Origin of the sequence: Streptomyces bobili, from assembly GCF_002154575.1 — a bacterium.
GTDB classification, from domain to species: domain Bacteria; phylum Actinomycetota; class Actinomycetes; order Streptomycetales; family Streptomycetaceae; genus Streptomyces; species Streptomyces bobili.
This window is the reverse complement of sequence record NZ_MUBA01000182.1, coordinates 1-21,816: the sequence shown is the minus strand read 5'-3', so window position 1 is coordinate 21,816 and position 21,816 is coordinate 1. Positions and strand designations below refer to the sequence as shown.

Genomic DNA, 21,816 nt, shown 5'->3' with positions numbered 1-21,816 from the left:
CCGGTTCTCGGGGCCACGGGAGGCACACACCGCACCACACGGAACCACCGCACCGGACCGGACTCAGAGGAGGAGCCCGACGATGACGACGACCGCGCAGACGCCGAGGACGACGATCCCGGCCCCGCAGCGGCCCGTACCAGTACGCCCGACAGTGAGGGAAGAGGACGACGGCCACCGCAGGCACGGGAACCGGGACTGGAGTCAACTGATCGCGTCCGTACGGGAGTCGGGCCAGTACCCGACCACCGCCGAGGCCGAACGCGTCACCCGCATCGTCCTCTCCGCGCTGGGCGGCCATGTCACCGGCGACGAGCGCGTGGCCCTGGCCCGCGCGCTCCCGAGGGAGGCGGCGAGAGTGATCGCGTCGCAGATCCCGGCGACCCGTCCCCAGTCGGCGCAGGAGTTCGTCGACATGGTGGCGACCCGGATCGAGGGAGCCACCCCCGCCACGGCCCGCTGGGACGTCAGCTCGGTCCTCGGTGTCCTGCCGAACCTGATCGGCGACGACCTGACCGACCGAGTCCTGTCCCAACTCCCTCCGGGATACGCCCTGCTGTTCGGCCGAGCGGAACTGGCCTCCCGCACATCCTGACTCGCACGCCGCCGTTCCCTCTCCCGCCCGCCGCCGCCGACGTACGGCAAATCCGCTGGCGGCGGCACCGGGGCGGGGAAGACGCTGTGGGCATCCGCCGAGCGACCGGAACAGGCAGGTCCCCGAGTTGACGCGCCCCTACCCGGAGCCCGAGCCCGCGGAGCACGCGAGGTACGACCGGCAGGCAGGCAGGCAGGTCGCCGGCCGGTATCCGGGCCGAGACGTTCCTGCCTAACCGCCCACGCCCCAGCGCAGTCCCGCGACCGCGCCCAACAGCAGAGCCGGAAGGATCCACCACCACGGCATGGCTCTCCGTACCGAAGGCACCAGCCAGAGCGCCGCCGCGGCTCCGGCGGACCCGATGGTGACGACGCACGACAGAACGATTCCGGCGTACGCGTCGTCGTCCCAGGTACCGGACGGAGTGATGGTCAATGCCGTCCAGCAGAAGTACGTGGCGATGAGGGTGAGCAGGGTGAGGGGTACGGCGAGGACCAGGCGCAGGCAGCCGCGGTCGTCGTCCACGGGGGAAGGGCTGGTCATCAGCGCAGTGCGTTCCTTGCCTCGTTCAGATCGTTCGCGAACCCACGCCCGTAGGCCTGGGCGTCGTCGGTCTGCCAGTACGGCCCGCCGTTGTAACGCGCGGCGAGTTCCTGGTACTGGGCCGGTGTCATCTCCTCGGCCGGCACATCGGCGAACTCGCTCTCCGCTTTGAGCTGGGCCAGGTACTCCGAGGCGATGAAGATGTTCTGCCCGGGGTCCTGCAGGGCTGTCTCCACCGTGCCGCGCTGCTGGTCGGTGAGGTGCTCGGGGTCGTACCCGAGGACCTCGGCGCCACGACGCACCTGGATGGCGATGGGGCCCATGGACGTGTTGTCGGGGTCACCGCCGAGGCGCCACGGCAGGCTCTCGGGAGCGATCGGGCTCAGGGGAGAGTCCGCCTGTTCGCGGATGGTGTCGGTCATGTCGTCCAGGATGCCGGGCTGTCCTCCGATCTCCTGCCACGCGATACCGGCGACCATGTCCGGCGGCAACCCCGAACCGACGTACGGCAAATCCGCTGGCGGTGGCAGCGGGGCGGGGGAGACGCTGTGGGCATCCGCCGAGCGACCACCAGGACAGGCAGGCCCGGAGTTGACCGCGTACCTCACCACCCCCGACGGCACCCGCCTCGCCTACCGCGACGACACCCCGCCGCACCCGGACCCGACGGCACTCCCCGTCGTCCTCCTCCACGGCCTCGCGGGCCACCTCGGCGAGTGGGACGACCTGACCGCCCGCCTCCTGACCGACGGCCACCGCGTGGTGCGCTACGACGCCCGCGGCCACGGCGACAGCACACGCACCCCGGCCGACGTGACGAGACGGGCGGCGGTGCGGGACGCCGTAAGCCTCCTGACGCACCTGTCCCTGCCCCCGGCGGTCCTCCTCGGCCAGTCCCTGGGCGGCCTGACGGCCCTGCTGACCGCAGCGGATCACCCCTCGCGGGTGGCGTCCCTGATCCTGGTGGAGGCGGGCCCGGCGGGCCGTACGCCGGACCTGCCCGCGCAGATCGCGCACTGGCTGGACAGCTGGCCGACGCCCTTCCCCTCCCGCGCCGAGGCAACGGCGTTCCTGGGCCACGACAAGTGGGCCGACGGCCTGGACTGGCGACCGGACGGCGGCCACGCCCGAGTCGACCGGGACACGATGATCGCGGCGGTGGAGGCACTCTCCCTCTCCCCCGACGGCTACTGGGAACAGTGGTCCCGGATCACCTGCCCCACCCTGGTGATCCGAGCCGAACGGGGCGTGCTGCGGCAGGAGGAGGCGGAACGGATGCACGCCCACCGCCCGGCCGACACCACCCTGACAACCGTCCCGAACGCGGCCCACGACGTCCACCTGGACAACCCGACCGCCCTCTACGAAGCGACACGCGCCCACATACGGCGGCCCCCCGCCCCCGAGCCGGCCGAACACGCCAGGTACGCCGAGTACATCCGTGCCCTGGCCGACACCTCACCCTCCGAGGAACCGGCCCTGATCCGCCGAATCCTCACCGACCCGGACCGCCAGATGGCCGTCGCGGCGGTGATCCGCCATATGAACCGCCGGGGCGAAGCCCTGCACGGCTCCCCGCCAGCCGCCTGGCAGAAATGGGCGGACGGAGTGAGGGAGGCCCTGGGCCCGACCCCGCCCCCCTTCCTCCTCACCCGCCTCAGCGAGTGGACCCACATCCACGCCCTGACCACGTCCGACACCTGCGACCCGGCGACCTTGTCAGCGGCCTCGGACTGGCTCCAACGCCGACTCACCGAGACACCGGGGATCCCGGCCGCCGTACTGACGTACCTGGCGGAACACGGCCGTACGCGGCGGGTGCGGGCGGCGGCGGGGAGGGGGCGGGCTCACCGGGGCCGAAGCAGTCACCGACTCCAGTGATCCAGGGCCTCCGAGAGTTGGGCTTGTTGAAGATCCACGGTGTTCCTGCCGAGCCTTGATGCGCTCAAGGACCGGCGCACATTGCGCAGTTTCAGTCCAGCGGGGCTTCGGCGGCATCAGCCCAGGCCTTTGCTCACCTCGTAGATCGTCGGTCGGTCCTCGGGAGCGTGGCTGAGCATCGCGTCGATCAGTCGGCCCAGCTCACCGGCCGCCTTCACGGGGCGGCGTCGGCCGTTCGCCACGGCTTCTCGCTGTACGGGGCGTGGGGCGTCGTCCGGGTACTCGACCGCTCGCCAGCCGGTGGCGGAGATGAGCAGGGTGGCGCCGAGGGCGTAGATGTCGGCTGCCTGCGTCGGCTCGGCTTTGCCGGTGTCGAGCACACTGCGGGCGATCTCCGGTGCTTCGTAGTGGACGAGGCAGCCGCGGAACGGGAAGTCGTATCCCTCGGGCACGTGTCCGCCCCGTGCGAGGGCGAGATCGATGAGGTGCGTCCGCTCCGGCCCGACGATGAAGTGGGCAGGCTGCACGTCACCGTGTGCCCAGCCTTTGGCATGGAGTTCGGCGAGCACCTGGACGCATCCCAGCGCGACGCCGGTGCCCGGGGCGATCGACGAGTTCGGTCTGCGGCAGGGTTCCCAGAGCGCGTACAGGTCGGGCCCTTCGTGCCACGGCTGGAAGTTCCAACTGCCGCGCTCCCATTCGCCGTAGGCGATGTCGTGGTGGCCGAGGCGATGTAGCACGGCGCCCTCGCGCGCAGGCGCGAGCGCAGTCCAGGGTTGGGCAGGCCAGTCGGCCGTAGCCTCAATCGGATAGCCGAGTTTCACGGCGTACCGGCCGCGATGGCTGTCCACCTCCCAGACGGTGGAGCCCCGCCGGTCGATGACCAGGCGTTGTGCTGTCGGCGTGAGCGCGTCGAGCACGACGATCGGCAGGTCAGAGGTCGAGTTGGACAAAGTCGTAGCTCCTTCCTGGCGAGCGCGGCCGGCCGACGAGCGGAGGCCGGCCGCGTTGCTGTCGCTGTGAGCTACGCCTGACCGTAAGGGCGGCCGCAGTCCGAGTCGCACTGTGCGAGGTTCGTGCCGTTCACGGTCCACAGGTCGTCGAAGACGACGAACCCGGCTGCCTTCATGGCACGCGCCGAGGCGGCGACCCTTTCCGGGTCACGGCTCCCTCCGCCCGGCTTCGGGTTGTGGTGCAGGAAGCGGCCCGCGTGCTGCTCGCACAGGGCGGCGTATTCCTTCGTGTGCAGGATAAGCGCGTGGAGGCCGAGGTCTACGTCGTCCGACGGAACCATGGGGACCGTGGCGGTAGCCGCCGTGAGCGCGAACGCGACTGCCTGGTCCGCGATGAGTTCGGCACGCTCGGGGGACTGTCCGTTGTGGGTGACCACGAAGTGGGCGAGGCTCTCGAACAGTTCCTCACCCGCAACCGCGCGCCCGGTCTTCTGATCGTTCGTCGTTGCCGTCATGTGCTGTCTCCTGGTGTGAGTGGTGCAGGGCTCTTACGCCGCCCGATCGCCGAACTGACCTGGCAGACGATCGGGAGTGGACTTGGAGGCCGCCCCGAGCGGGGGCAGGAGCCGGAGAATCGGCGCCCGCTCAGGACGGCCGGTCAGCAGGCTTGTGCCGGTTCCACGAGCCGCGACCGCCCCCTGCGGACCAGGGCGACGATGGATCGCGGCGCGCACAAGTCGCCCTCGTACCGGGGTGGCACCACCCAGTACGTGCCAGGGGGCTGTTGATGGTCGAGGCGCGGCACCCCCAGATAGCTGCCATGCCCGAGACAGGGGGCGAAATCGCCGTACGCCCAGACCAGGCCGGCATGCCCCTGGATCAGGGCGTAGTACGTCCCGCCCGAGGCCCGACGGTCGTAGATGATCGAACCGCCGAGTAATTCCCCGAGCCCCACAGCCACCTCGTCGGCATCGTTGGACCCGACCGCGGAATGGACTAGGTCGGCCGCGACACGAACGGCAGCGAAGTGCACGCCGAGCGGCAACAACGCCACGCCCTGTGCCGCCCAGTCCATACGCGCCCGGTCCGGCGCAGGATGTGCCCGAGCGAGCCACCCGACGATGGCTTTGTCCAAGGCTGCTTGCGTGTCCATGGCGTGCTCCCTGTTGTGGAACTGCGGCCGGGCAGGACATACAGATTCCAGGAGCGCTTCGTGACAATCGAGGACTTCCAGAGGTCCTGGTCAGGGCTTGAACAGGGCCTGCCCGACTCCCTGGGGGTGACACGGTGTCTTATATGGGACTTGCTGTGGGATGGTTGCGCCGAGTCTGCGTCATCAGGAGGTGCCACCATGCCTCGATCCACAGGCAACATTCGTCTCAAAGCCGCTCGCGTGGCTGCCGGTTTCAACTCCCAACAGGACCTGGCCGACGCCCTGACCGAGAGTGCGAAGCGACTGGGCATTCGTGGGCTGTCGGTGGGAGTGCGCCAGGTCCGCCGCTGGGAGTCGGACAGTCCGCCGTGGCCGCAACCGGACTGCCAGCGCGTGCTGACCCACCTGCTGGGCCAGAACATGGAGTCGCTCGGCTTCACAGCCCCATGGGGCTCCACAAGGCCGCAGCCCGGTAACGCTCGACGCCCGTTCGTCGCGAGCGGCGCGGCGGCGTTGGGGTTGGCCGTGACACACGGGCGTGCTGTGGCAGCACCTCAACCGCACACCGCGGGAGCGGACTTCGAGGTGGTGACGCGATCCCACCGCAGGCTCTATTGGTCTGTTGCCCCCAGCACGCTTCATCCGGCGGTCGTCGCGCACACCGCGCTGGGCTGCGCACTGCTTCCTGAGACCACGGACTCCACGCGGCGAACCGTCGCGGCGGCTCTCGCCGAGAGCTACCTCCTCGCAGGACGAATCGAGTTCTTCGACCTGCGCGAACCGAGTACGGCCAACGAGACTCTCCTGATGGCTCTGCAAGCCGCGGCAGAGGCCGATGACCAACTGCTCGGCTCGGCGATCATCGCGCACATGGCGTTCGTCCCGGGATGGGCAGGCGACCGCGACGGAGCCTCGGAACGCATGACGGCGGCGCGTACATACGCGCGGCGTGCTCCCGCGTCAGCCGAGTTCCTCGCCTGGCTCGACGCGGTGGAAGCCGAGTGCGAGACCCGCTGTGGCAACCCCCGCACTGCCCTCCACCTGATCGGTCACGCCGAAGACGTGCTGAAGGCGGGCGACGAGAACCCCTCGCCCGCGTGGATGGACTGGTTCTCCCCCGCCCGTCTGGCGGCCTTCAAGGGAAACACGCAGCTCATCGCGGGCCATCTCCCACAGGCTCGAGAAACTCTGTTGGTGGCTCTTGACGCCATGACACCGACGGAGGACAAGCAGCGCTCGGTCATCTTCGGCGACCTGGCCGCTGTCGAGGCGGCAGCCGGAGAACCGCAGCGGGCGTGCTCGTACGCGGTCCAGGCTCTGGATCAACTCGCCCTCACCTGGTACGCCACCGGCATGGACCGTATACGTGAGGTTCGCCGGATGCTGGCGCCTCACCAGCACGAGCGCTGCGTCCGTGACCTCGATGACCGCCTGTACGACTGGCGGACGACTGTCAGCGCCCTGAACCGTTGAAGTCCCGAATCCTTTGCGGCAGTTCGAGGAGGCTGTCGCCGCGGAACGTCGGCAGCTCCTCGGCTTCGGGACTGTTCCACTGGATGGTGGCCCAAGGACCGCGCCGCACGAGCGCGGTGTGCATCCCCGCCTGCACGGCAGGGCGGACGTCGTTGTCGCACCGATCTCCGACGTAGAGGATCGAGCCGACGTCGAACGGCACAGCGTCGGCGACGCGCTTGAAGAACTCGGGATCAGGCTTGCTGGCCCCCCAGTCGTCCGACGTACCGATCAGATCGACGTCACCGGAGAACAGCTCACGAAGAATTCGTCCGGCCCGCACGGTCTGGTTACCGGCGATCCCGAGCCACAGCCCATCACTCCGAAGCTCAGCCAAGGCCGGCCGTACGTCCCCGTACAGATCCGCTTCCCCGAACGTCTCGGGTTGCCCGGCAGCAGCCCGCTTCTCGCGCTCCTCGTACAGGTCGAACCCAGGCCGAAACTCCTGAAAGGTCTCCCGGTAGTCACGCCCCTGAGCGATGACGGCCCCGAACATGGCATGGAAGGTATGCCGAGGAACCCCCAGCCAGTCCGCCCACGTCCCGTACTCACGGGTCTCGTCGACCAGACACTCACCGACATCGAAGACGACTGCACGAATCATGATGCGCAGGGTACTGAGGCGTGGGCTGTTGTGCCTCAGGAGTCCCTCATGCACGGGCGTGGGGCCTGGGATCGGTACAGTGCGCCGCAACCGCTCCCGCTCGCCCTCAGCCCTGGGTGCCCTCCCGCACGGCACGCAGGAACGAGCGCCAGGCTTCGCTCCCGACGCTGACAACGAGATCCCCCGACCTCTTCGTGTCACGCACGAGCGCCCCGCGCCCGCTCGGCGCGCACTCGACGCATTCCCCTCCCGCCCCATTGCTGTACGAGGACGTGAACCACATCGGACGGCTGTCGCCGCCGCGGATTGCATTGCTCACGTGGCAAACTCCTTCGAAATCGACTCGATCAACTGGGCCGAACGTTGAGGACTCAGGGCCGCGGCCCGTAGACCGTCGAACGCCCGGGTGTACTCCCGGACATGATGCTCGCCCTCCAGGTAGTCCGCATCGGTGATGCCGTCCCGGTAGACGATGTCGGGGTCTTCCGGGGCAGGGAAGCGCGACGCAACCCTCGTCTACGATCCCGCGCCGCACCGCACGGAGACACCCACGAACCTTCGCCACGCCTCGGCCGACACCGCGAGATGAGGTCCGTCGGGAGACTTGGAGTCCCGTACGAGTACACCGGCGGGCGCGAAGGCCGTCTCCACGCACTCCGTCGAGTTGGCGCCGCTGTACGAGGACTTGAACCAGGCGGGTTCGGATGCAGGCTGAGGACCGGCGGACATTCACAGCTCCTTGCGGGCACGGTGGATCAGAGACGAGGAGGCGTCCATGTCCAACGCTTGTGCCTGGAGGTACTCGAACGCAAGTCTGTATCGCTCAAGTTCCTCGTCCTTCTCCAGGAAGAGTGAGCCCGTGTGGAAGTCGACGTAGACCACGTCGAGGGCTGGTTCGACACCGCCGATGATGACGAAACTTCCCAGCGCGGCGCCGTGGGCTCCCTTGGCGAAGGGCAATACCTGGAGGGTGATGTGAGGGGACTCGTTCGCCTCAAGAAGCCGGTCGAGTTGGTCTCGCATGGTTTCCGGTGAGCCGACCACTCGCCGGATCACCGACTCGTCGAGGATCGCCCACATACGAAGTGGCTTTGGGCGGGTGAGGATCTCCTGCCTCTTCATGCGGATGTCGACCAGGCGGTCGATCTCCGATGCCTCCAGGGGGATCTCGTTGGCCTTCTGCAGGGCAGTGCTGTAGGCGCGGGTTTGCAAGAGTCCGGGGACGTAGACACAGGCGAAGTGGTTCTCGCGTACGGCCTCGTCCTCCAGCGTCAGCAACAGGTTCATGCTCTCCGGGATGGAATCGGAGAAGGAACTCCACCAGCCTTGCTGCTTGGCGTTCTTGGCGATGGCGACAACGGCACGGCGCTCGGCTTCGGTTGCGTCGTACTCGCGGCACAGGGCGTCGACTACGAGCCACTTGACCGGGCCGGCCTGCGTCTCATACCGGCTGATCGTTGCTTTGGATACGCCGACAAGCCTTCCGGCCTCCTCAAGGGTGAGCCCTTTGCGAGCGCGCAACTTACGCATCGTTGCGCCCAGTTGGCGGCGGCGGGTAGTGGTCCGGTCGGACATGCGGCTCCTTCGCCATGCGCCGGGCGGCAGAGGCCCGGAGATCCTCATCAGGCTAGGCAGCGGGAGGAGGGCCGGTCATCAGATTCACTCGATGGATTCTCGTGAGAAGTTACACAGCAAGACTTCTCCGTGCCATGCCCCTTCTCAGACCGCTACGCAGTGCAGTCGTACAGATACGGCAGGCGCAGCATGTGCGTGGCCTGGGAGGGAGGAGCCGGCCATGCCCGGCTACGACGTCACTGAACCCGGACTCCGCTGCGTCTTGCCCTTTGAGGCGGCGCCGGCGGAAGTGCGCCTTTTACGTAGAGCCGCAGTAAGGCAGTTGAACCGCTGGGGTACGCCTGTCGCCGTGGACGAGGCGGAACTGCTGGTCACGGAGTTGGCCACCAATGTGGTCAAGCATGTCGGCGAGGGCACGTCCGCGACCTTGATCCTCGAATTGCGGGGCAAGCGGCTCCGGCTCGAAGTCCATGACAGGAGCACCGTGAGCCCGGCACTCAGGACGCCGGATTGCGATCAGGAGTGCGGGCGCGGTCTCCATCTGCTCACCTCGCTGGCCATGGACTGGGGCACGATGCTGACAGCGGCAGGCAAGGCGGTCTGGTGCGAGATCGCGCTCAGCGCTCAGGGCGGATGCCGTCGTGTGGAGCGGGCGACGGAAGCCCTGGAGAACTATCAAGGGACTCGCGGCGCGCCAGTCCTTCGGACAAGGGGCCTTGAAGAGTCTGCGATCGAACTGATCGCAGACCTTCTTCACTGGACCGCCGCCCGCGGTCATGACCCGGATGACTTCCTGGACCGGGCTCAGATGCATTACGAGGCTGAGGCGAGCGCTGCCTAGTTGCCAGTGCCCGTACGTGCAGGCTTCTCTGAGAGCGGAGAAGTCTGCACGCCGCCGGCGTCAGGTCAGTGCCGCCCGCAGCATGGCGCCGGCGTCCTCGGTGGCGCCATGCTCATGGAGTGTCAGCGTCGCGTGCAGAACGTCCTGGTAACTCTGGTCCCGGCCGTAGATGTGGATCACGTTGTCGGCGAGCCGGTCGTCCCGTTGCTCGCGAAGCAGGATGAGGAGTGTCGCCATCTCGAGAGGACTGAGTGCCTCGGCGGTCTGACGCAGAAGGGTCAGTGCGGTTTCAGGCCCTCGGTCCCTTTCCAGTTTTCCGGCCTGATGTGCGATTAGCCGCGCTGAGGTCATGTCGTTCCGCATCAGCTGCCGGTCCCCCTTCCGGCGGGGGACCGGCAGCTGAGCTGACGACGACCGGGTAGCGAGACGCGCTTGCAAGCCGGCTCTGGCCGCCTTCAGTTTCGCTACGGCAGCCTTCTGTTCGGCCACTTCACGCCTGAGGTTGTCCAGTTCGGCGACTGCTTGCCTGAGCGCTGAGCACTCGCTCTCCCACTCCTGTCGCTGTTGGGTGAGGTCGTCGATCTCCACCTCCAGGACGGCGCAGTTGTGACACTTCTCAGTCCTGGCTTCGCTGTGGAGGGTCCGCAACTCTTCAAGGCTGATGCTGATGGCGTCTTCGCTCCCTGCGTCAGCGCACGCCTGCTTGTAGAAGCTCTCGACCAGGTCAAAGCCGGGAAGTGAGTGCCCGCTGAGGGCCCTGGACAAGGCGCTTTCACTGCATCTGAGGTGTTCAGCGGCTTTCGCCTGAGTTATTCGATTCCTGGTGCTTTTCGCCGGAGTCAGGTGGCGGCACACTTGTTGCAAGGCCTTGGCGAGAGCTTGCCTGCCAGGCGGAACGTTGCTGCGGAATTCCTTGTCAATCCAGCTCGGTGCCATGGAACCGCCCGTGCGTGTCATGGACATGCCCTCATGCTCTCTGGAAGTCGAGAAGTGCCCTCGGGTTCAGCAATTGTGCATTAGATGGCTGGAGTTGGTGTTCTTGCGTATTCCGGAGCAAGTGTTCTAGCGCTGGACTTCCATTCGGTACCTGGTGTCGACTAGAGGAAGCGCCCGAGGAACGGGGGGCGCAAGACCACGTATGAGGCACATGTGTGCTTTATGCGGTTTATGTGGCCTGCGTGCCGCACGACTTGTGACCGGAGGCGATGGATGACGCTGCCGTCTTGGCAGGACAAGAAGCTGGGAAGCATGGCTCGGGCCGCGTTGTGGCTGGTGACCGTCGTGGGGGAAGGGAACATCTTCACGAAGGCCGCCTTGCGTGAGGCCTTTCCCGAGGTGGCCCAGATCGACAGGCGGCTCCGGGACCTGCGGACGTACGGCTGGCGCATCGACACGAGTCGCGAAGACGCTGAGCTGAAGCAGCAGGAGCAGCGGCTCGTGACGCGGGGAGCCGACGTGTGGATCCCCGGCCAGGCGAAGGCACCCAAGCACAAGAGCAGCCTCACTCCCGCGCAGCGCACGAAGGTCCTCCAGGGAGACAACTACCTGTGCCGCACGTGCGGTATCGGCGTCGGTGAAGAGTACGGAGACGGCGTCGAGCAGGCGCAGTTGAACGTGGCCCGCCGCAAGGTGTTCCTCTCCGAGGGTCAGGCCGAGTTCCAGCTCGTCACGGAGTGCAAGCGCTGCGGTCTGGGCGGATCCGACCGCGAGGTTGACCTGGGCGCCGTACTGGACATGGTGGAGGCCCTGTCTCCCGTCGAGCGCCTGACTCTGGCCGGCTGGATGGCTGCGGACCGGCGCACTCTGAGTCCGCTGGACAAGCTCTGGGGCCTTCTGCGGACCCTTCCGGAAGAGTCCCGGAAGACGGTCGCGGACGCTCTCGACGACATGGACGACTAGGCGAAGTACGGGACGGAGAAAAGCGATGCTGCGGGAGTTCCCGCCGCCGCCGAGGGCGGCCGAGTTCAGCGAACTGATCAAGAAGAAGGTTGAGGAGGTCAAGGCGGCCGGCGGCACCAGGGAGACCGTTACCGTCGACTGGAACGAGCAGCAGGCCCATGTCGAGGTCATCGACCTGCCGCTCAGCGGCCTCTACTTCAACCCCGGAACGCACCGTATCCGTGCTCAGCGGAGCCACGACGCCGCACGGGATGACGCTCTGGAGAAGGACCCGTGGAGTGCCGAGAGCCAGGACTACCTGACGTTCCTCCTCAAGGCCTCGCCGACTGATCCGAACCTGCGTGACCCGGAGTTCGACAAGCTCCATGACAGCCTGAACCAGTTCGGCCAGAACGACCCCGGCCTGGTGACGCACCACGGAGTGCTGGTGAACGGCAACACGCGTGCCGCCGCCCTCCGTGACCTGGGCGTGCAGTCGATGAGGGTGGGTGTCCTGCCGGAGTCGTTCACCTGGGCGGACATCAACGCCGTCGAGCTGTCGCTCCAGCTGCGCAAGGACCACCGCCGCGACTACTCATACATCAACAGGCTGCTGGCCATGGAGGAACAGGCCTCCCTCGGACGGACGCCGGAACAGATCGCCAAGGACTTCCGTATCCAGGTGAAGACCTATCACCAGGAGAGGTGGATTCTGAGCACCATCCGGGAGCTGATCGACCGCAGCAAGAGCGGCGGTGGCGTCGCGCTCAGGCTCGTCGACTGGGAGGGTGCTCAGGAACGGCTGAAGGAACTGCACCGCCTGTACCTCAAGCTGGAATCCGTGGACCGTGACCAGGCCGAGGTGCTCAAGGAATTCCGCCTGGCCGCGATCCTCCTCGACTTCTCCAAGACGGATGTGCGGCACATCGACGAGGAGTTCCTCAAGGAGGGGTATCTGACGCGGTCGCTGCCGTCGGCGCTGGCCGTAAGTGGTTCTGACGCGTCCCAGCCGGATGAGATCTCGATCCCGGGTCTCGACCTCACGGTGCCGGCGACCTCCTCAGTGGTGTCCGAGGCAAGGGCCCTGAACGACCAGATTCTCCGGGCCAGCGCGGCCGTCCGCAGCGCGGCGCCGGACCTGCCTGACCACGACAAGGCCCAGGACCAGGCCGTGCTCGACGGGGCCAGGAAGGCCTTCGACGAGGCGATCGAGTCCGCCGGACGTAACGCCCGTCTGAGGAAGCGGAAGCAGATGGCTCCCGCACGCCTCGCGGAGGCTTGCGCGAGCATCGACCAGTGCGTGATGGACCTGGTGCAGGCCCGTACGTCGCACAGCCTTGACGAGGAGGTCTTCGACGAGGCTGTCCTGAAGCTGCGCAGCAGCCTCCGGAAGCTCGCCCAGCAGGCTGGGCGAGGGCTGCCCACCCCCGGCGACGGTGTGGCCTGGTTGCTGGAGGCCGTGGCCGCGGAGGGTTCCCGTTGAGCGACGGTACGAACGGGGGAACGTCCCTGCACCTGGGATTCGACGAGACGCGTACACGCGTTGTTCTGAGGACGACTGACCAGTACCAGCCGGATCTCGTCCAGCTGGCCGCCCGATTCCGCTCGGGCGGCCAGCTTGGCCCGCTCACCGCGTCTGTCGCCCTGGACGAACTCCTCACTGACTTGGCGGTGCTCGGCGGCTGGCCGCACCGCGAGGGAGTGGAATGGGCTCCTGAGCTGCGGAACCTGGTGTCGGGCGTTGTCAGGGACGCCAACACGGTCAAGGAGCGCCTCGCAGGCACCCAGCCGCGCGGTGAGCTTTCGCCCAGCGATGTCCCCGGCTTGCTGGGAGATACGTGGGACGCGTCGCTCAGCGAGTTCCAGCTCCGTGACATCGCGAAGCTGCTCTCTCTCCAGCACGGAGCGAACTTCAGTGTCCCCGGCGCGGGGAAGACCCGGGTTGCGCTGGCGGTGTACGCGGCGCAGAAGACGCAGGAGCGGGTGAGCCGCGTCCTGGTCGTGTGCCCCAAGTCTGCCTACGAGTCCTGGCGTTACGAGACGGCTGTCTGCTTCCGCTACCCGCTTCGGACCCACGTCCTCGACGGCTCGATGGATCAGTGGGCGGAGGTGCTGATCGTCAACTACGAGCGTCTGGACCGCTCACTGCCCACTCTGGCCAGCTGGCTGAAGGCGGCACCATCGATGATCATCCTGGACGAGGCCCACAGGATGAAGCTCGGTGCGCGCGGGACCTACGGTGCCGCGTGCATGGCACTCGGGCCTCTGGCCGAGCGGCGGATGATCCTCACCGGTACGCCGGCGCCGAACGGCTCTAAGGACCTGGAGAACCTGCTGGGCTTCGTCTGGCCAGGACACGGACAGCGGACGGTGGTGCAAGCCGTGGCGGGCGGGGACCTGGCCTATGCCAGCTCCGTGCTGCGACCGCTGTTCACCCGGACGACGAAGCAGGAGCTGGGCCTGCCGCCCGTGCACCTCAGGATGCGCTACGTCGACATGCCGCCGTTGCACGAGGAGATCTACAGCTCCCTGATGGGCGGCATGGGCAATGGGTCTGCCCGCGATGACCTCAGTTCGCTCGGCAAGACGGCACTGCGGCTGCTCATGGCGGCGACGAGCCCGGCTCTGCTTCTCGAAGGGGGGACGCGGTACGAGCCGCTGGCGTATCAGCTGCCGCCGCTGGATATCCCGCAAGGCAGCTCTCTCTACTCGCTGATGCAGAACCTGCCGGATTACGAGCTGTCGCCCAAATACAAGGAAACGGTGACGATAGTCGCCGAGAACGCGGCGCAGGGCCGTAAGACGCTGGTCTGGACGACCTTCGTCAGGAGTCTGACGACCCTGGAACAGATGCTGGGGAAGTACAGCCCGGCTGTTGTGTACGGGGGGACGCCCGACCGTGACGAACAGCTCAGGCGCTTCCGCGAAGACCCGAGCTGCATGGTGCTGATCTCGAACCCGGCGACCCTGGGAGAGGGGATCAGCCTGCACCACGTGTGCCACGACGCCGTTTACGTGGACAGGGACTTCATGGCCGGCCGGTTCCTTCAGAGCCTTGACCGGATCCATCGCCTCGGCCTCGCCCCGGGGACGGATACTCGGGTCACCGTGCTGGGCGTCAGGAAGACCATTGACGAGGTGGTCGCGATGCGACTCGAGAGGAAACTCGAGTTCATGGGCAAGATCCTTGATGACCCCACGGTGCAGCAGCTCGCTGACCTGCAAGAAGAGCCATCCGTGGCGGCTGGCCTCGCGGCGGCTGACATCGAAGCCCTGTTGCGTCACATGAGGATCGCTACATGAGGATCGCTGGCCCTTGACGAATCAGTTTGGGAGACTCCTGGGGTGTTGAGGCATGCTTGATCGTTGCCTCGGCAGAACGACGCTTGTTTTCAGTACACCAGGAGGAGCGCCCATGCGCGCCAGCGGCCGGAAGCGCCCGCGGTTCACCCCGCCACTGACCTCGATCGAGATCTGTGCGGGGGCCGGCGGGCAAGCCGTTGGGCTGCACAACGCCGGCTTCGATCACCGGGCGCTTGTCGAATGGGATCGGCATGCGGTGCAAACGCTTCGGGCGAACGTAGCTGGCTGGCCTGGATGGAGCGCGAAGCGGGCTCAGAGCATCGATCCTATGGATGTAAAAGAATTTCTTGGATCCAAGGTTCACAAGAGCCTTGGGCTCAAGGAAGGCGAACTCGATTTGCTTGCGGGTGGCGTTCCCTGTCCGCCCTTCTCCTTGGCGGGTAAAAGGCTCGGCCGTGACGATGAGCGTGACCTCTTCCCGGATGCCTTGAGGATCGTCAGAGATCTGATGCCCAAGGCGGTCATGATTGAGAATGTACGCGGCATTCTTGAACCTCCCGAGGTCTTCATTGATTACCGCAACGACATTCTGAAAGATCTGCGGGAGGCCGGATACTCGGTTCCTCAGGTTGATACGACCTGGCTTCCGGCCAATCAGGACGCGGTTATGCGCAAGGTCTGGCGTCGGCTTGATGCGAGCGACTTTGGTGTACCGCAGCTGCGTCCGCGTGCCATTCTGGTTGCGATTCGCAGTGATCTTCTCAAGGAAGGTGCTCCAGCGTTCGCGTGGCCAAAGCGCCTGCTGGGGACAGAAGCGACGGTGGCGGAAAAGCTGGAAAAGACCATGCGGGAACGCTGCGGTGATTTTTGGGACAAGAATCAGCGAGGGGCTGATGCCTCTCCCGGGGACCGTACCGGTAGGGACATCTACTATGACTGGCTTGAGTCCGCTGAAAAAGCCGCAGCGGCTGGGAAGGGTGTGGCACCTACGCTGGTAGGCGGGTCGAAGAAACATGGCGGCGCGGACCTGGGGCCCACGAGGGCCAAGCGTGCGTGGGCTGCCATGGGAGTGGATGCCATGGGTGTCGCGAATGACCGGGATGAATGCGATCCTGAGCGAGATCTTTTCCGTCCGGCTGGTCCCATGCTGACGGTAGAGCAGGCGGCCATCATTCAGGGATTTCCGCGTGGGTGGAATTTCCAGGGCAAGAAGACTGCCAGATATCGACAGGTGGGAAACGCGTTTCCGCCTCCCGTCGCAGAAGCTGTCGGCCGGGCGATTGCCGCCGTCCTCCGTCCGGAACAGCGGGAGGAACTGCTCGGTGCGTATGAGATGGAGCCGGGTGATTCCTCATCTCCGGACATGGCTCCTGAGCAGATGTCTTTTCCGGTATCAGGGACTTCCGAGTCCCAGACGCCGAGAGAGAACCGCGTCGGCGATTTTGTCAGCGCAGGCGTCTGAAGGCTCGTGCTCCCAGAAGCGGAGCACGAGCCACCCCGCTTCTGTGAGTTTTTGGTCAGTATCCCGGTCTCGCTCCATGTTTCGCAGAACCTTCTCCGACCAGTAACCGGGGTTCGTTTTCGGCGCCACGTAATGCTCTGGGCACCCGTGCCAATAACATCCGTCAATGAATACGGCGACCTTGGCGGGACGGAAGACCAGGTCAGCCGTCCGGCGAAGGTCCGGCAACGGACGAGCGGCCACCCGGTACCGCAGGCCCTGAGCATGCACCAGGCGGCGGATTAGCTGTTCGGGCTTTGTGTCGCGGCTCCGGATCGCCTGCATGTTGCGGCGGCGGGCAGCAGACGACGCCCAGGAGCCTGGCGGCGCTTCCCATGTCGGATCATCGGGCACGCCTCAGAGCGTAGACGGCTGCGGATGGCTGCGGGGCGTCCGGTGCTGCTTGGGATTTCGGGCCGAGGGGCCGCCTGAGGGCATCGGGGCCGCCCCAGCAGTTGCGGGGCGGCCCCGATGCTCGCGGACGGAAGGAGGCTCAGGGTGTGTCGGACGGAATCGTCGCCGCAGAGGCGTACCGCGAACTCTTGGCACGGAATCGCACCAGACGGCGATCAGCGCTCACCGCTGAGGCCGGCGGGATCAGGGTGAAGGCCATCACGATCTTGGACGGGTCGGCCGAGCCGTTCTGTACGGCTGCCTGGACGTGGCTGTGGCTGTCCCCCTCCACGACGGGGTACAGGAGCACCACCCCTGTCGTAGGCCCGATGCCGACGCTCTGGGGTCGTACCTCGGGTGACGCACCCGCATTGTCGATCAGGCGTTGCGCCGCGATGCGGTGCTCGACGCTGGCGATGCGGCCGAATGACGCCTTTCCGGACTGCCGGGTTCGACGGACGAGGGACAGCGGCAGTGAGCCGAGTACCCGTGCCTCAACGCGGGTGCCCGAGGCAAGGCGAGGGGAGATGAGCTGCCAGTCCTCAACCTTGGCGAGGGTGCCGTCGAGCTGGCTGAGATAGGTCAGATGCGGATCGAAGTGGCCTGGACGCTCCCATTCGAGCTGCGACAAGGTGCTGACAAGGGCGCTGTGTGTGACGGTGCCGGTAAGCGCCTCGAAGTTGCGCGCGAGTGAGCTGGAGTCGTCCGGCGGATTGGTGAAGGCGACCGGGTCTGTGCTGAGCGCGTCCAGCAGGGGGCGCCACCGCTCGGTGTTCCGCTTGATCGCCATGTGGTTCTGCGGATACGCGGCAGGTTCAACGGGCCGGCCGGGCGACCGGATCTCGACCAGCTCCGCGTTGAACATCTTGTTCCGGGCGGAAGGCTTGATCCAGGGCAGGTGCTGAGCTACGAGGGGAGGCACCTGCGCGGGCGTGATCTGCGGCTTGCCGTCCACCACGGTGGCGTACTGGGCCAGCTGCTCCCGGAACGTTTCCTCGTCACGGCAGATCGCCTCGTAGGCCTCGTACAGGTCAGCGAACCTATCGCGGCCGAAGGGTTCCTCTCGGCCAATGTAGAGCCGGACCAGATCCCGGTACCCCGGCCGGAAGCCGAACCAGCGGCCCATCTGCATCAGCGTGTCCGCCTGCTGGGTGGTGCGCCGGTAGTAGGTGATCGTCAGACCTTCCACGGTGAAGCCGCGGGAGAGCTTGGTGCCGCCGACGAGGATCTTCCAGACGTGCGGTGTCCGGTCGAAGTCGAGGTCTAGCTGTTCGAAGTAGCGGTCCGAGTCTCCGTTCACGACGATGACTGGCTGCCCGCCTGAGCCGATTCGTTGACGTGCGGCGTTCACGTAAGGGCGCAGCGCCTCGTAGCTGGCGGGGGAGGGGAGATCCGAGGCGTGCGCCTTACTGACCGGAGCGAAGTCCGAGGCCCACAGTGCGGCGAGGCGCTCGTGGCCGGCGGCCGAGCTGTAACCCGCCTGATGCCACATGGAGTTGATCCGCAGCGCGAGGATTGCGTGATCGTCCTGCCGGACGGACTGATGCGCGAGCATCGTGTGGTGGCGGAATGGGCCGTCAGGAACTCCGTGATCGGCTCGGTACAGCTTGAGCGCTCCGGAGAGGACGAAGGAGTCCATGGCTTCCTGGAGCCGGTCACCCGTGGATTCGTAGACATCCCGGATGTGCGCCTTCTGCTGGGAGTTGGCGTATGTGCGTTCCTCTGCCGGTATCGCCGAGTCCAGATCGTGGAAGTCCTGGGCGCCCATGTACCCAGCGGGGCGAGGCAGCGAGATCAGGAAGTCGCTGGGGAAGATGTCGCCGTCGTCGCCGGGGTCGATGAAGACGTTGGCGAACGGGGTCGCCGTATAGCCGACGTACTGTGCGCGCGGGAGCAGTTCCAGGAGTTGGGAGAGCAGCCCGTTGATAGCCGTGCGCTCAGGCCTGCCCTGCTCCCACTTCTTCGGGTCCAGAGTGTTGACGGAGGCTTGGTCGGACTCGTCATCAATGATCAGAGCGGGCAGTTCGCCGAGCAGCCCATGGATCTGCTTGAGGTCCTTGACCAGCTTGGTCAGTACGGACTTGTTCTTCTTCACCACCAGAATGCGGGCTGCGGCGTGGTGGATGTTCGCCGGGTCATGCAGGGGACGGGTCGGCTCCCGCTTCTCGAACTCAAGAGCCCGGATGCCCTGCGCCAGGCTCTTGTAGTCCTTGTCGCGAGTCGTCAGCCGCTCAATGTCGAACGCACCGAGGACGGACGGGCGTGCCCCGTGCTGGACGAACTCGTCCCAGTCCGCATCGTCGTCACCCACGTAGTCCACGCCTACGAGGGAGTCCAGGTCCGTGATGTCCGCGCCCCGCAGGATGTTCTCCTGGCCGATCAGCTCCATGTCGAGACGACGCTGAGTCTGAGCACGCAGCAGGTTGAGGGTGCCGCCGAGCACGATCACGAGGCGGTACCCGGCGTCGATCGCCTTGGCGGCGACACCCGTGAAGTTGGCTGTCTTGCCGGACTGCACATACCCGACAACCAGGCCCTTCGCCTGTCGCGTCGCCGACTGCTCTGGATCGGTGAGGCGTTCCACGACCGCCCGGCTCGCCTCATCGAGGCTCGCGACCGCGGCGTCGGACCAGCCCTTGGCGCGGAGCTTCCTCTCGTAGGAGGTCCAGTAGAAGGAACGGGAGGCCGCTCGTTCAGGGGTGTACCAAGGAGTGAACTCGCGCGTGATCACTGTGGGCCCCGCGATCCTCGCCACAGGTACGGCGTCATCCAGCGCCTTGCGGAGGTCACTGCCGAACTGGAGCCGGTCGTACACAGCTGCGCGGCGCTCATCGGTCCGGGCGGACGTAGCCAGCGCCCAGTGAGGGCTCTCCACGAAGTCCCAGGCGGTGAGGTGACGGCTCCAGAGGGCTGTGAGGGCCTCATCGCCGCTGACGAGGTAGGTGTGGAACAGTTCCTCGGTCAGGTCGGCGTCCGGGTAGTCCTCGTCGGCGGCAAGAGCGGCCCATTTCGCGAAATGCTTGGGCGCGCTCCTCATGCCGGCCAGTGCGTCCGTGTGAATCGTCAGAAGCACGGTGGCTGGGTTGTCACTCATGTGGAGTCCTCGGTCAGGGGCAGAGGCATAGCGGATTTGTCGCTGGCGTCAGGAAAGTGGCTGGGCACGCCGGATGCGCTGCGCCTCCACCGAGGCCATGAGGATGGTGTTCCAGTAGTCCAGCCGGTCCTGGCGACTGCGTTCCCAGCGGCCCAGTCCGAAGCAGTCCTCAAGGAGCAGGTAGAGCAGAGTCTTCGTCACGGGAGCGTCGTTCGCTCCACCCCGCCTGCCGTCGCTGAAGTCCTCCCGGTAGGCCTTGTTCAGGATGACGATGTTGCGCTCGCGGTTCAGCCCGAAGAACTGGTCACGGGGAAGCGAGCCCCAGGCGAAGGCGATCGGATCCTCGCCCGGCTTCTCAGGCAGTTCTTCCTTGATGACCCGCTTGACCTTCGGATCAAGGCCCTTGCCTGGGGCGGTAACAGGCTTGCGGACGATCTCGTTACGCCGCGAACCGTCCCGATAGGCGGTCTCGGCGTCCAGGATGTAGCTCCGGAAAGTGCTCCCCTTTGAGTCCACCGCCTTGTCGAGACCGTCGGTGAAGGCCTGCGTGACGGTGACGTTCTCCTTCTTCACATCGAGGCTCAGAACGTTGTTGTCGTAGGGCGGAAGCTCAACCGCGACGCGGGCGAGAACCATGTGCCCCTCGGAGTTCCGCCAGCCGTTCCATCCGCCAGCCTGCACGAGGCGGTCGTTCCGGTAGAAGTAGAACCCCTGCCGGTCCGTCAGGGCGCCGATCTGACGGAAGCCAGCCTGCTTGGACTTGGCCGGCCAGATGTGGGCCTTCAGCCGCAGCTCACCCAGGCTTTCCACCGGGGCGATGAACTCCCGGGGGTAGCCGGCCTTGCCGGGAACCTTGTATCCGAAGGGATCCAGGGCTTCTACGGCGATGTGGTCCACTTCCTCACCGAGGCCCTGTCCTCCGTTGCCAACGTCCCACACCGCTATGTCGATCTTGAGCCCGCGCTGGAGATACCGGTGGAGGTAGAGGCCGAGGTGGGTCTCAAGGCGGGATATCGCCTTCGACAGGAACTGGTCGCTCTGGCCGCGCGCGACGGTCTCGAAGGCCCGCACGCCATCCCAGCGCACGATGGTGCCCTGCCACTCGATGACCCCGTCATACCGGTCTACGAGTTCCTGGGCGTACCGCGGGTCGACAGTGTCGCAGCGGAAGCCGTCTTCGATGCCCTCCGCGGTGAGGAGCCGTCCTGCGGCGCGGCTGCGCCGGGTGCGGCTGACCACGGTGAGCGAGGAAGCGTGGGACAGGGAAGCGGCTTTGAGCCCTGTGCCGTACATGCCGAGGGCACCGTTGCCGTAGTCGCGACGGCGCCCGACCGTCATCGCGGCGTCCAGGCTCTCTTCGTCCATGCCCTTGCCGTTGTCGATGATCAGCAGGGTCAGGATCCGGTCGGCATCGCGCAGGAAGTGGACGACGATCTTGTCGGCCTGGGCGTCAATGGAGTTGTCGATGAGGTCAGCGACGGCGACCTCGAAGCCGTAGCCCTGGTTGGTCAGGGCCCTCCCGTAGCCGGCGTCTGGAGGCAAGTGCGTGCTGCCGGACGTGGGGACGTCGTACTGCCATTCGGTACTGGGCTCGTAGGCCATGCTTCCTCAAAGACGCAGGTCAGGGCCTGCTCCACGAGTTAGCAGCCCCCTACATACAACAGACGGAGAATGTGACCGTACTGCAAAGGTTGGACATAGGGGGAGGCGGATGCCGAACGGGGGCGATAAGTCCCTTATCTCTTCTTGATTCGCCGCCAGCTTTGGCCAATGGTGTTCCGTGAATATGCCGTTTTGTAACTATCCCGGCAACGGGGCCGATCTGTCCGAACTCCCAGCACCGTCGCAGGCGGTCCAGGGCGCGCCGCTGGGTCCGAGCGCGGGTCGGACCGCCCGCCTATCGGCCACCGTGCTTCCACGGCCAAGTGCAAGGCCGGTTACGCCCCGTGGCACTCCCCGTACGGGTTTCCCGACCCACACCAACAAGAAC

At 66.4% G+C, this 21,816-nt stretch carries 21 protein-coding genes and 2 pseudogenes; 8 read left to right on the top strand and 15 right to left on the bottom strand.

Annotated features, from left to right (window positions below):
- The first annotated feature begins 82 nt into the window (after window positions 1–82).
- Window positions 83–595: a DUF2267 domain-containing protein gene (locus BZL64_RS15680; RefSeq protein ID WP_086769805.1), complete on the top strand. Its 513-nt coding sequence runs from the start codon at window positions 83–85 to the stop codon at window positions 593–595.
- Between the two features lie 231 nt (window positions 596–826).
- On the opposite strand, the gene BZL64_RS15675 is transcribed toward BZL64_RS15680, so the two are convergent.
- Together BZL64_RS15675 and BZL64_RS15670 are read right to left on the bottom strand one after the other, a co-directional pair.
- Window positions 827–1,138, bottom strand: a complete 312-nt coding sequence (locus BZL64_RS15675) for a hypothetical protein (RefSeq protein WP_086769804.1) — start codon at window positions 1,136–1,138, stop codon at window positions 827–829.
- Window positions 1,138–1,635: pseudogene (locus tag BZL64_RS15670) on the bottom strand (hypothetical protein); the annotation flags it as partial. The gene BZL64_RS15675 and the pseudogene BZL64_RS15670, both read right to left, overlap by 1 nt.
- Here BZL64_RS15670 and BZL64_RS15665 point away from each other — a divergent pair.
- The gene (locus BZL64_RS15665) at window positions 1,547–3,019 is read left to right on the top strand and encodes an alpha/beta fold hydrolase (RefSeq protein WP_425276049.1); all 1,473 of its coding nucleotides are present in this window, start codon (window positions 1,547–1,549) and stop codon (window positions 3,017–3,019) included. The pseudogene BZL64_RS15670 and the gene BZL64_RS15665 sit on opposite strands and share 89 nt — an antisense overlap.
- 116 nt (window positions 3,020–3,135) lie before the next feature.
- On the opposite strand, the gene BZL64_RS15660 is transcribed toward BZL64_RS15665, so the two are convergent.
- The 3 genes from BZL64_RS15660 to BZL64_RS15650 form a co-directional block, all read right to left on the bottom strand.
- Complete coding sequence (locus tag BZL64_RS15660; protein WP_086769803.1) at window positions 3,136–3,972, bottom strand: protein kinase family protein; 837 nt, start codon at window positions 3,970–3,972, stop codon at window positions 3,136–3,138.
- Window positions 3,973–4,043: 71 nt separating this feature from the next.
- Entirely contained in the window at window positions 4,044–4,487 is a 444-nt protein-coding gene (locus tag BZL64_RS15655; RefSeq protein ID WP_086769802.1) for a glycine-rich domain-containing protein, read from the bottom strand.
- A gap of 143 nt (window positions 4,488–4,630) precedes the next feature.
- Window positions 4,631–5,125, bottom strand: coding sequence for a hypothetical protein (locus BZL64_RS15650; RefSeq protein ID WP_086769801.1), 495 nt, complete (start codon window positions 5,123–5,125; stop codon window positions 4,631–4,633).
- Window positions 5,126–5,323: 198 nt separating this feature from the next.
- Between BZL64_RS15650 and BZL64_RS15645 the strand changes: the two genes are divergently transcribed.
- Window positions 5,324–6,598 (top strand): NsdA family TPR-like regulatory protein, encoded by a 1,275-nt coding sequence (locus BZL64_RS15645; protein ID WP_086769800.1) that lies wholly within the window; start codon window positions 5,324–5,326, stop codon window positions 6,596–6,598.
- Here BZL64_RS15645 and BZL64_RS15640 read toward each other — a convergent pair.
- From BZL64_RS15640 to BZL64_RS15620, 5 genes and pseudogenes are all read right to left on the bottom strand, one after another.
- Window positions 6,579–7,241 (bottom strand): HAD family hydrolase, encoded by a 663-nt coding sequence (locus tag BZL64_RS15640; RefSeq protein ID WP_086769799.1) that lies wholly within the window; start codon window positions 7,239–7,241, stop codon window positions 6,579–6,581. The genes BZL64_RS15645 and BZL64_RS15640 overlap by 20 nt on opposite strands.
- A gap of 106 nt (window positions 7,242–7,347) precedes the next feature.
- Entirely contained in the window at window positions 7,348–7,560 is a 213-nt protein-coding gene (locus tag BZL64_RS15635; protein ID WP_341868804.1) for a DUF397 domain-containing protein, read from the bottom strand.
- Window positions 7,557–7,739 (bottom strand): annotated as a pseudogene (locus BZL64_RS41160) (Scr1 family TA system antitoxin-like transcriptional regulator); the annotation flags it as partial. The gene BZL64_RS15635 and the pseudogene BZL64_RS41160, both read right to left, overlap by 4 nt.
- Before the next feature lie 18 nt (window positions 7,740–7,757).
- On the bottom strand, window positions 7,758–7,970 hold the full coding sequence (locus tag BZL64_RS15625) for a DUF397 domain-containing protein (protein ID WP_086769798.1): 213 nt from the start codon (window positions 7,968–7,970) through the stop codon (window positions 7,758–7,760).
- Window positions 7,971–8,816, bottom strand: a complete 846-nt coding sequence (locus BZL64_RS15620) for a helix-turn-helix domain-containing protein (RefSeq protein WP_086769797.1) — start codon at window positions 8,814–8,816, stop codon at window positions 7,971–7,973.
- 220 nt (window positions 8,817–9,036) lie between these two features.
- On the opposite strand from BZL64_RS15620, the gene BZL64_RS15615 reads away from it, so the two are divergent.
- Entirely contained in the window at window positions 9,037–9,657 is a 621-nt protein-coding gene (locus tag BZL64_RS15615; RefSeq protein WP_086769796.1) for an ATP-binding protein, read from the top strand.
- Window positions 9,658–9,717: 60 nt separating this feature from the next.
- Here BZL64_RS15615 and BZL64_RS15610 read toward each other — a convergent pair whose 3' ends face one another.
- Window positions 9,718–10,620: a hypothetical protein gene (locus BZL64_RS15610; protein WP_143663155.1), complete on the bottom strand. Its 903-nt coding sequence runs from the start codon at window positions 10,618–10,620 to the stop codon at window positions 9,718–9,720.
- Between the two features lie 246 nt (window positions 10,621–10,866).
- Here BZL64_RS15610 and BZL64_RS15605 point away from each other — a divergent pair, with 246 nt between their 5' ends.
- From BZL64_RS15605 to BZL64_RS15590, 4 genes are all read left to right on the top strand, one after another.
- Window positions 10,867–11,556, top strand: a complete 690-nt coding sequence (locus tag BZL64_RS15605; RefSeq protein WP_086769794.1) for a hypothetical protein — start codon at window positions 10,867–10,869, stop codon at window positions 11,554–11,556.
- Window positions 11,557–11,581: 25 nt separating this feature from the next.
- A complete protein-coding gene (locus tag BZL64_RS15600; protein ID WP_086769793.1) occupies window positions 11,582–13,018 on the top strand; it encodes a ParB N-terminal domain-containing protein in 1,437 nt (478 codons plus the stop codon).
- Complete coding sequence (locus BZL64_RS15595) at window positions 13,015–14,838, top strand: DEAD/DEAH box helicase (protein ID WP_086769792.1); 1,824 nt, start codon at window positions 13,015–13,017, stop codon at window positions 14,836–14,838. The genes BZL64_RS15600 and BZL64_RS15595 overlap by 4 nt, the downstream gene beginning before the upstream one ends.
- Window positions 14,839–14,950: 112 nt before the next feature.
- Complete coding sequence (locus BZL64_RS15590; protein WP_086769791.1) at window positions 14,951–16,300, top strand: DNA cytosine methyltransferase; 1,350 nt, start codon at window positions 14,951–14,953, stop codon at window positions 16,298–16,300.
- Here the strand turns inward: BZL64_RS15590 and BZL64_RS15585 are convergent.
- The 4 genes from BZL64_RS15585 to BZL64_RS42175 all read right to left on the bottom strand — a co-directional run.
- Window positions 16,232–16,693, bottom strand: a complete 462-nt coding sequence (locus BZL64_RS15585; RefSeq protein WP_086769790.1) for a very short patch repair endonuclease — start codon at window positions 16,691–16,693, stop codon at window positions 16,232–16,234. The genes BZL64_RS15590 and BZL64_RS15585 overlap by 69 nt on opposite strands.
- A gap of 139 nt (window positions 16,694–16,832) precedes the next feature.
- Entirely contained in the window at window positions 16,833–19,826 is a 2,994-nt protein-coding gene (locus tag BZL64_RS15580) for a Z1 domain-containing protein (RefSeq protein ID WP_086769789.1), read from the bottom strand.
- A 48-nt stretch (window positions 19,827–19,874) separates the two neighbouring features.
- Window positions 19,875–21,428, bottom strand: coding sequence for an ATP-binding protein (locus BZL64_RS15575; RefSeq protein ID WP_086769788.1), 1,554 nt, complete (start codon window positions 21,426–21,428; stop codon window positions 19,875–19,877).
- Between the two features lie 335 nt (window positions 21,429–21,763).
- A partial coding sequence (locus BZL64_RS42175) for an SEC-C metal-binding domain-containing protein (RefSeq protein ID WP_208639453.1) occupies window positions 21,764–21,816 on the bottom strand: 53 nt, incomplete at its 5' end.

Bases quoted from the DNA above. Each gene is read 5' to 3' on its own strand.
- BZL64_RS15680 (WP_086769805.1), top strand. From the start codon at position 83: ATGACGACGACCGCGCAGACGCCGAGGACGACGATCCCGGCCCCGCAG.
- BZL64_RS15675 (WP_086769804.1), bottom strand. From the start codon at position 1,138: ATGACCAGCCCTTCCCCCGTGGACGACGACCGCGGCTGCCTGCGCCTG.
- BZL64_RS15665 (WP_425276049.1), top strand. From the start codon at position 1,547: ATGGTGTCGGTCATGTCGTCCAGGATGCCGGGCTGTCCTCCGATCTCC.
- BZL64_RS15655 (WP_086769802.1), bottom strand. From the start codon at position 4,487: ATGACGGCAACGACGAACGATCAGAAGACCGGGCGCGCGGTTGCGGGT.
- BZL64_RS15650 (WP_086769801.1), bottom strand. From the start codon at position 5,125: ATGGACACGCAAGCAGCCTTGGACAAAGCCATCGTCGGGTGGCTCGCT.
- BZL64_RS15645 (WP_086769800.1), top strand. From the start codon at position 5,324: ATGCCTCGATCCACAGGCAACATTCGTCTCAAAGCCGCTCGCGTGGCT.
- BZL64_RS15640 (WP_086769799.1), bottom strand. From the start codon at position 7,241: ATGATTCGTGCAGTCGTCTTCGATGTCGGTGAGTGTCTGGTCGACGAG.
- BZL64_RS15625 (WP_086769798.1), bottom strand. From the start codon at position 7,970: ATGTCCGCCGGTCCTCAGCCTGCATCCGAACCCGCCTGGTTCAAGTCC.
- BZL64_RS15620 (WP_086769797.1), bottom strand. From the start codon at position 8,816: ATGTCCGACCGGACCACTACCCGCCGCCGCCAACTGGGCGCAACGATG.
- BZL64_RS15615 (WP_086769796.1), top strand. From the start codon at position 9,037: ATGCCCGGCTACGACGTCACTGAACCCGGACTCCGCTGCGTCTTGCCC.
- BZL64_RS15610 (WP_143663155.1), bottom strand. From the start codon at position 10,620: ATGTCCATGACACGCACGGGCGGTTCCATGGCACCGAGCTGGATTGAC.
- BZL64_RS15605 (WP_086769794.1), top strand. From the start codon at position 10,867: ATGACGCTGCCGTCTTGGCAGGACAAGAAGCTGGGAAGCATGGCTCGG.
- BZL64_RS15600 (WP_086769793.1), top strand. From the start codon at position 11,582: ATGCTGCGGGAGTTCCCGCCGCCGCCGAGGGCGGCCGAGTTCAGCGAA.
- BZL64_RS15590 (WP_086769791.1), top strand. From the start codon at position 14,951: ATGCGCGCCAGCGGCCGGAAGCGCCCGCGGTTCACCCCGCCACTGACC.
- BZL64_RS15580 (WP_086769789.1), bottom strand. From the start codon at position 19,826: ATGAGTGACAACCCAGCCACCGTGCTTCTGACGATTCACACGGACGCA.
- BZL64_RS15575 (WP_086769788.1), bottom strand. From the start codon at position 21,428: ATGGCCTACGAGCCCAGTACCGAATGGCAGTACGACGTCCCCACGTCC.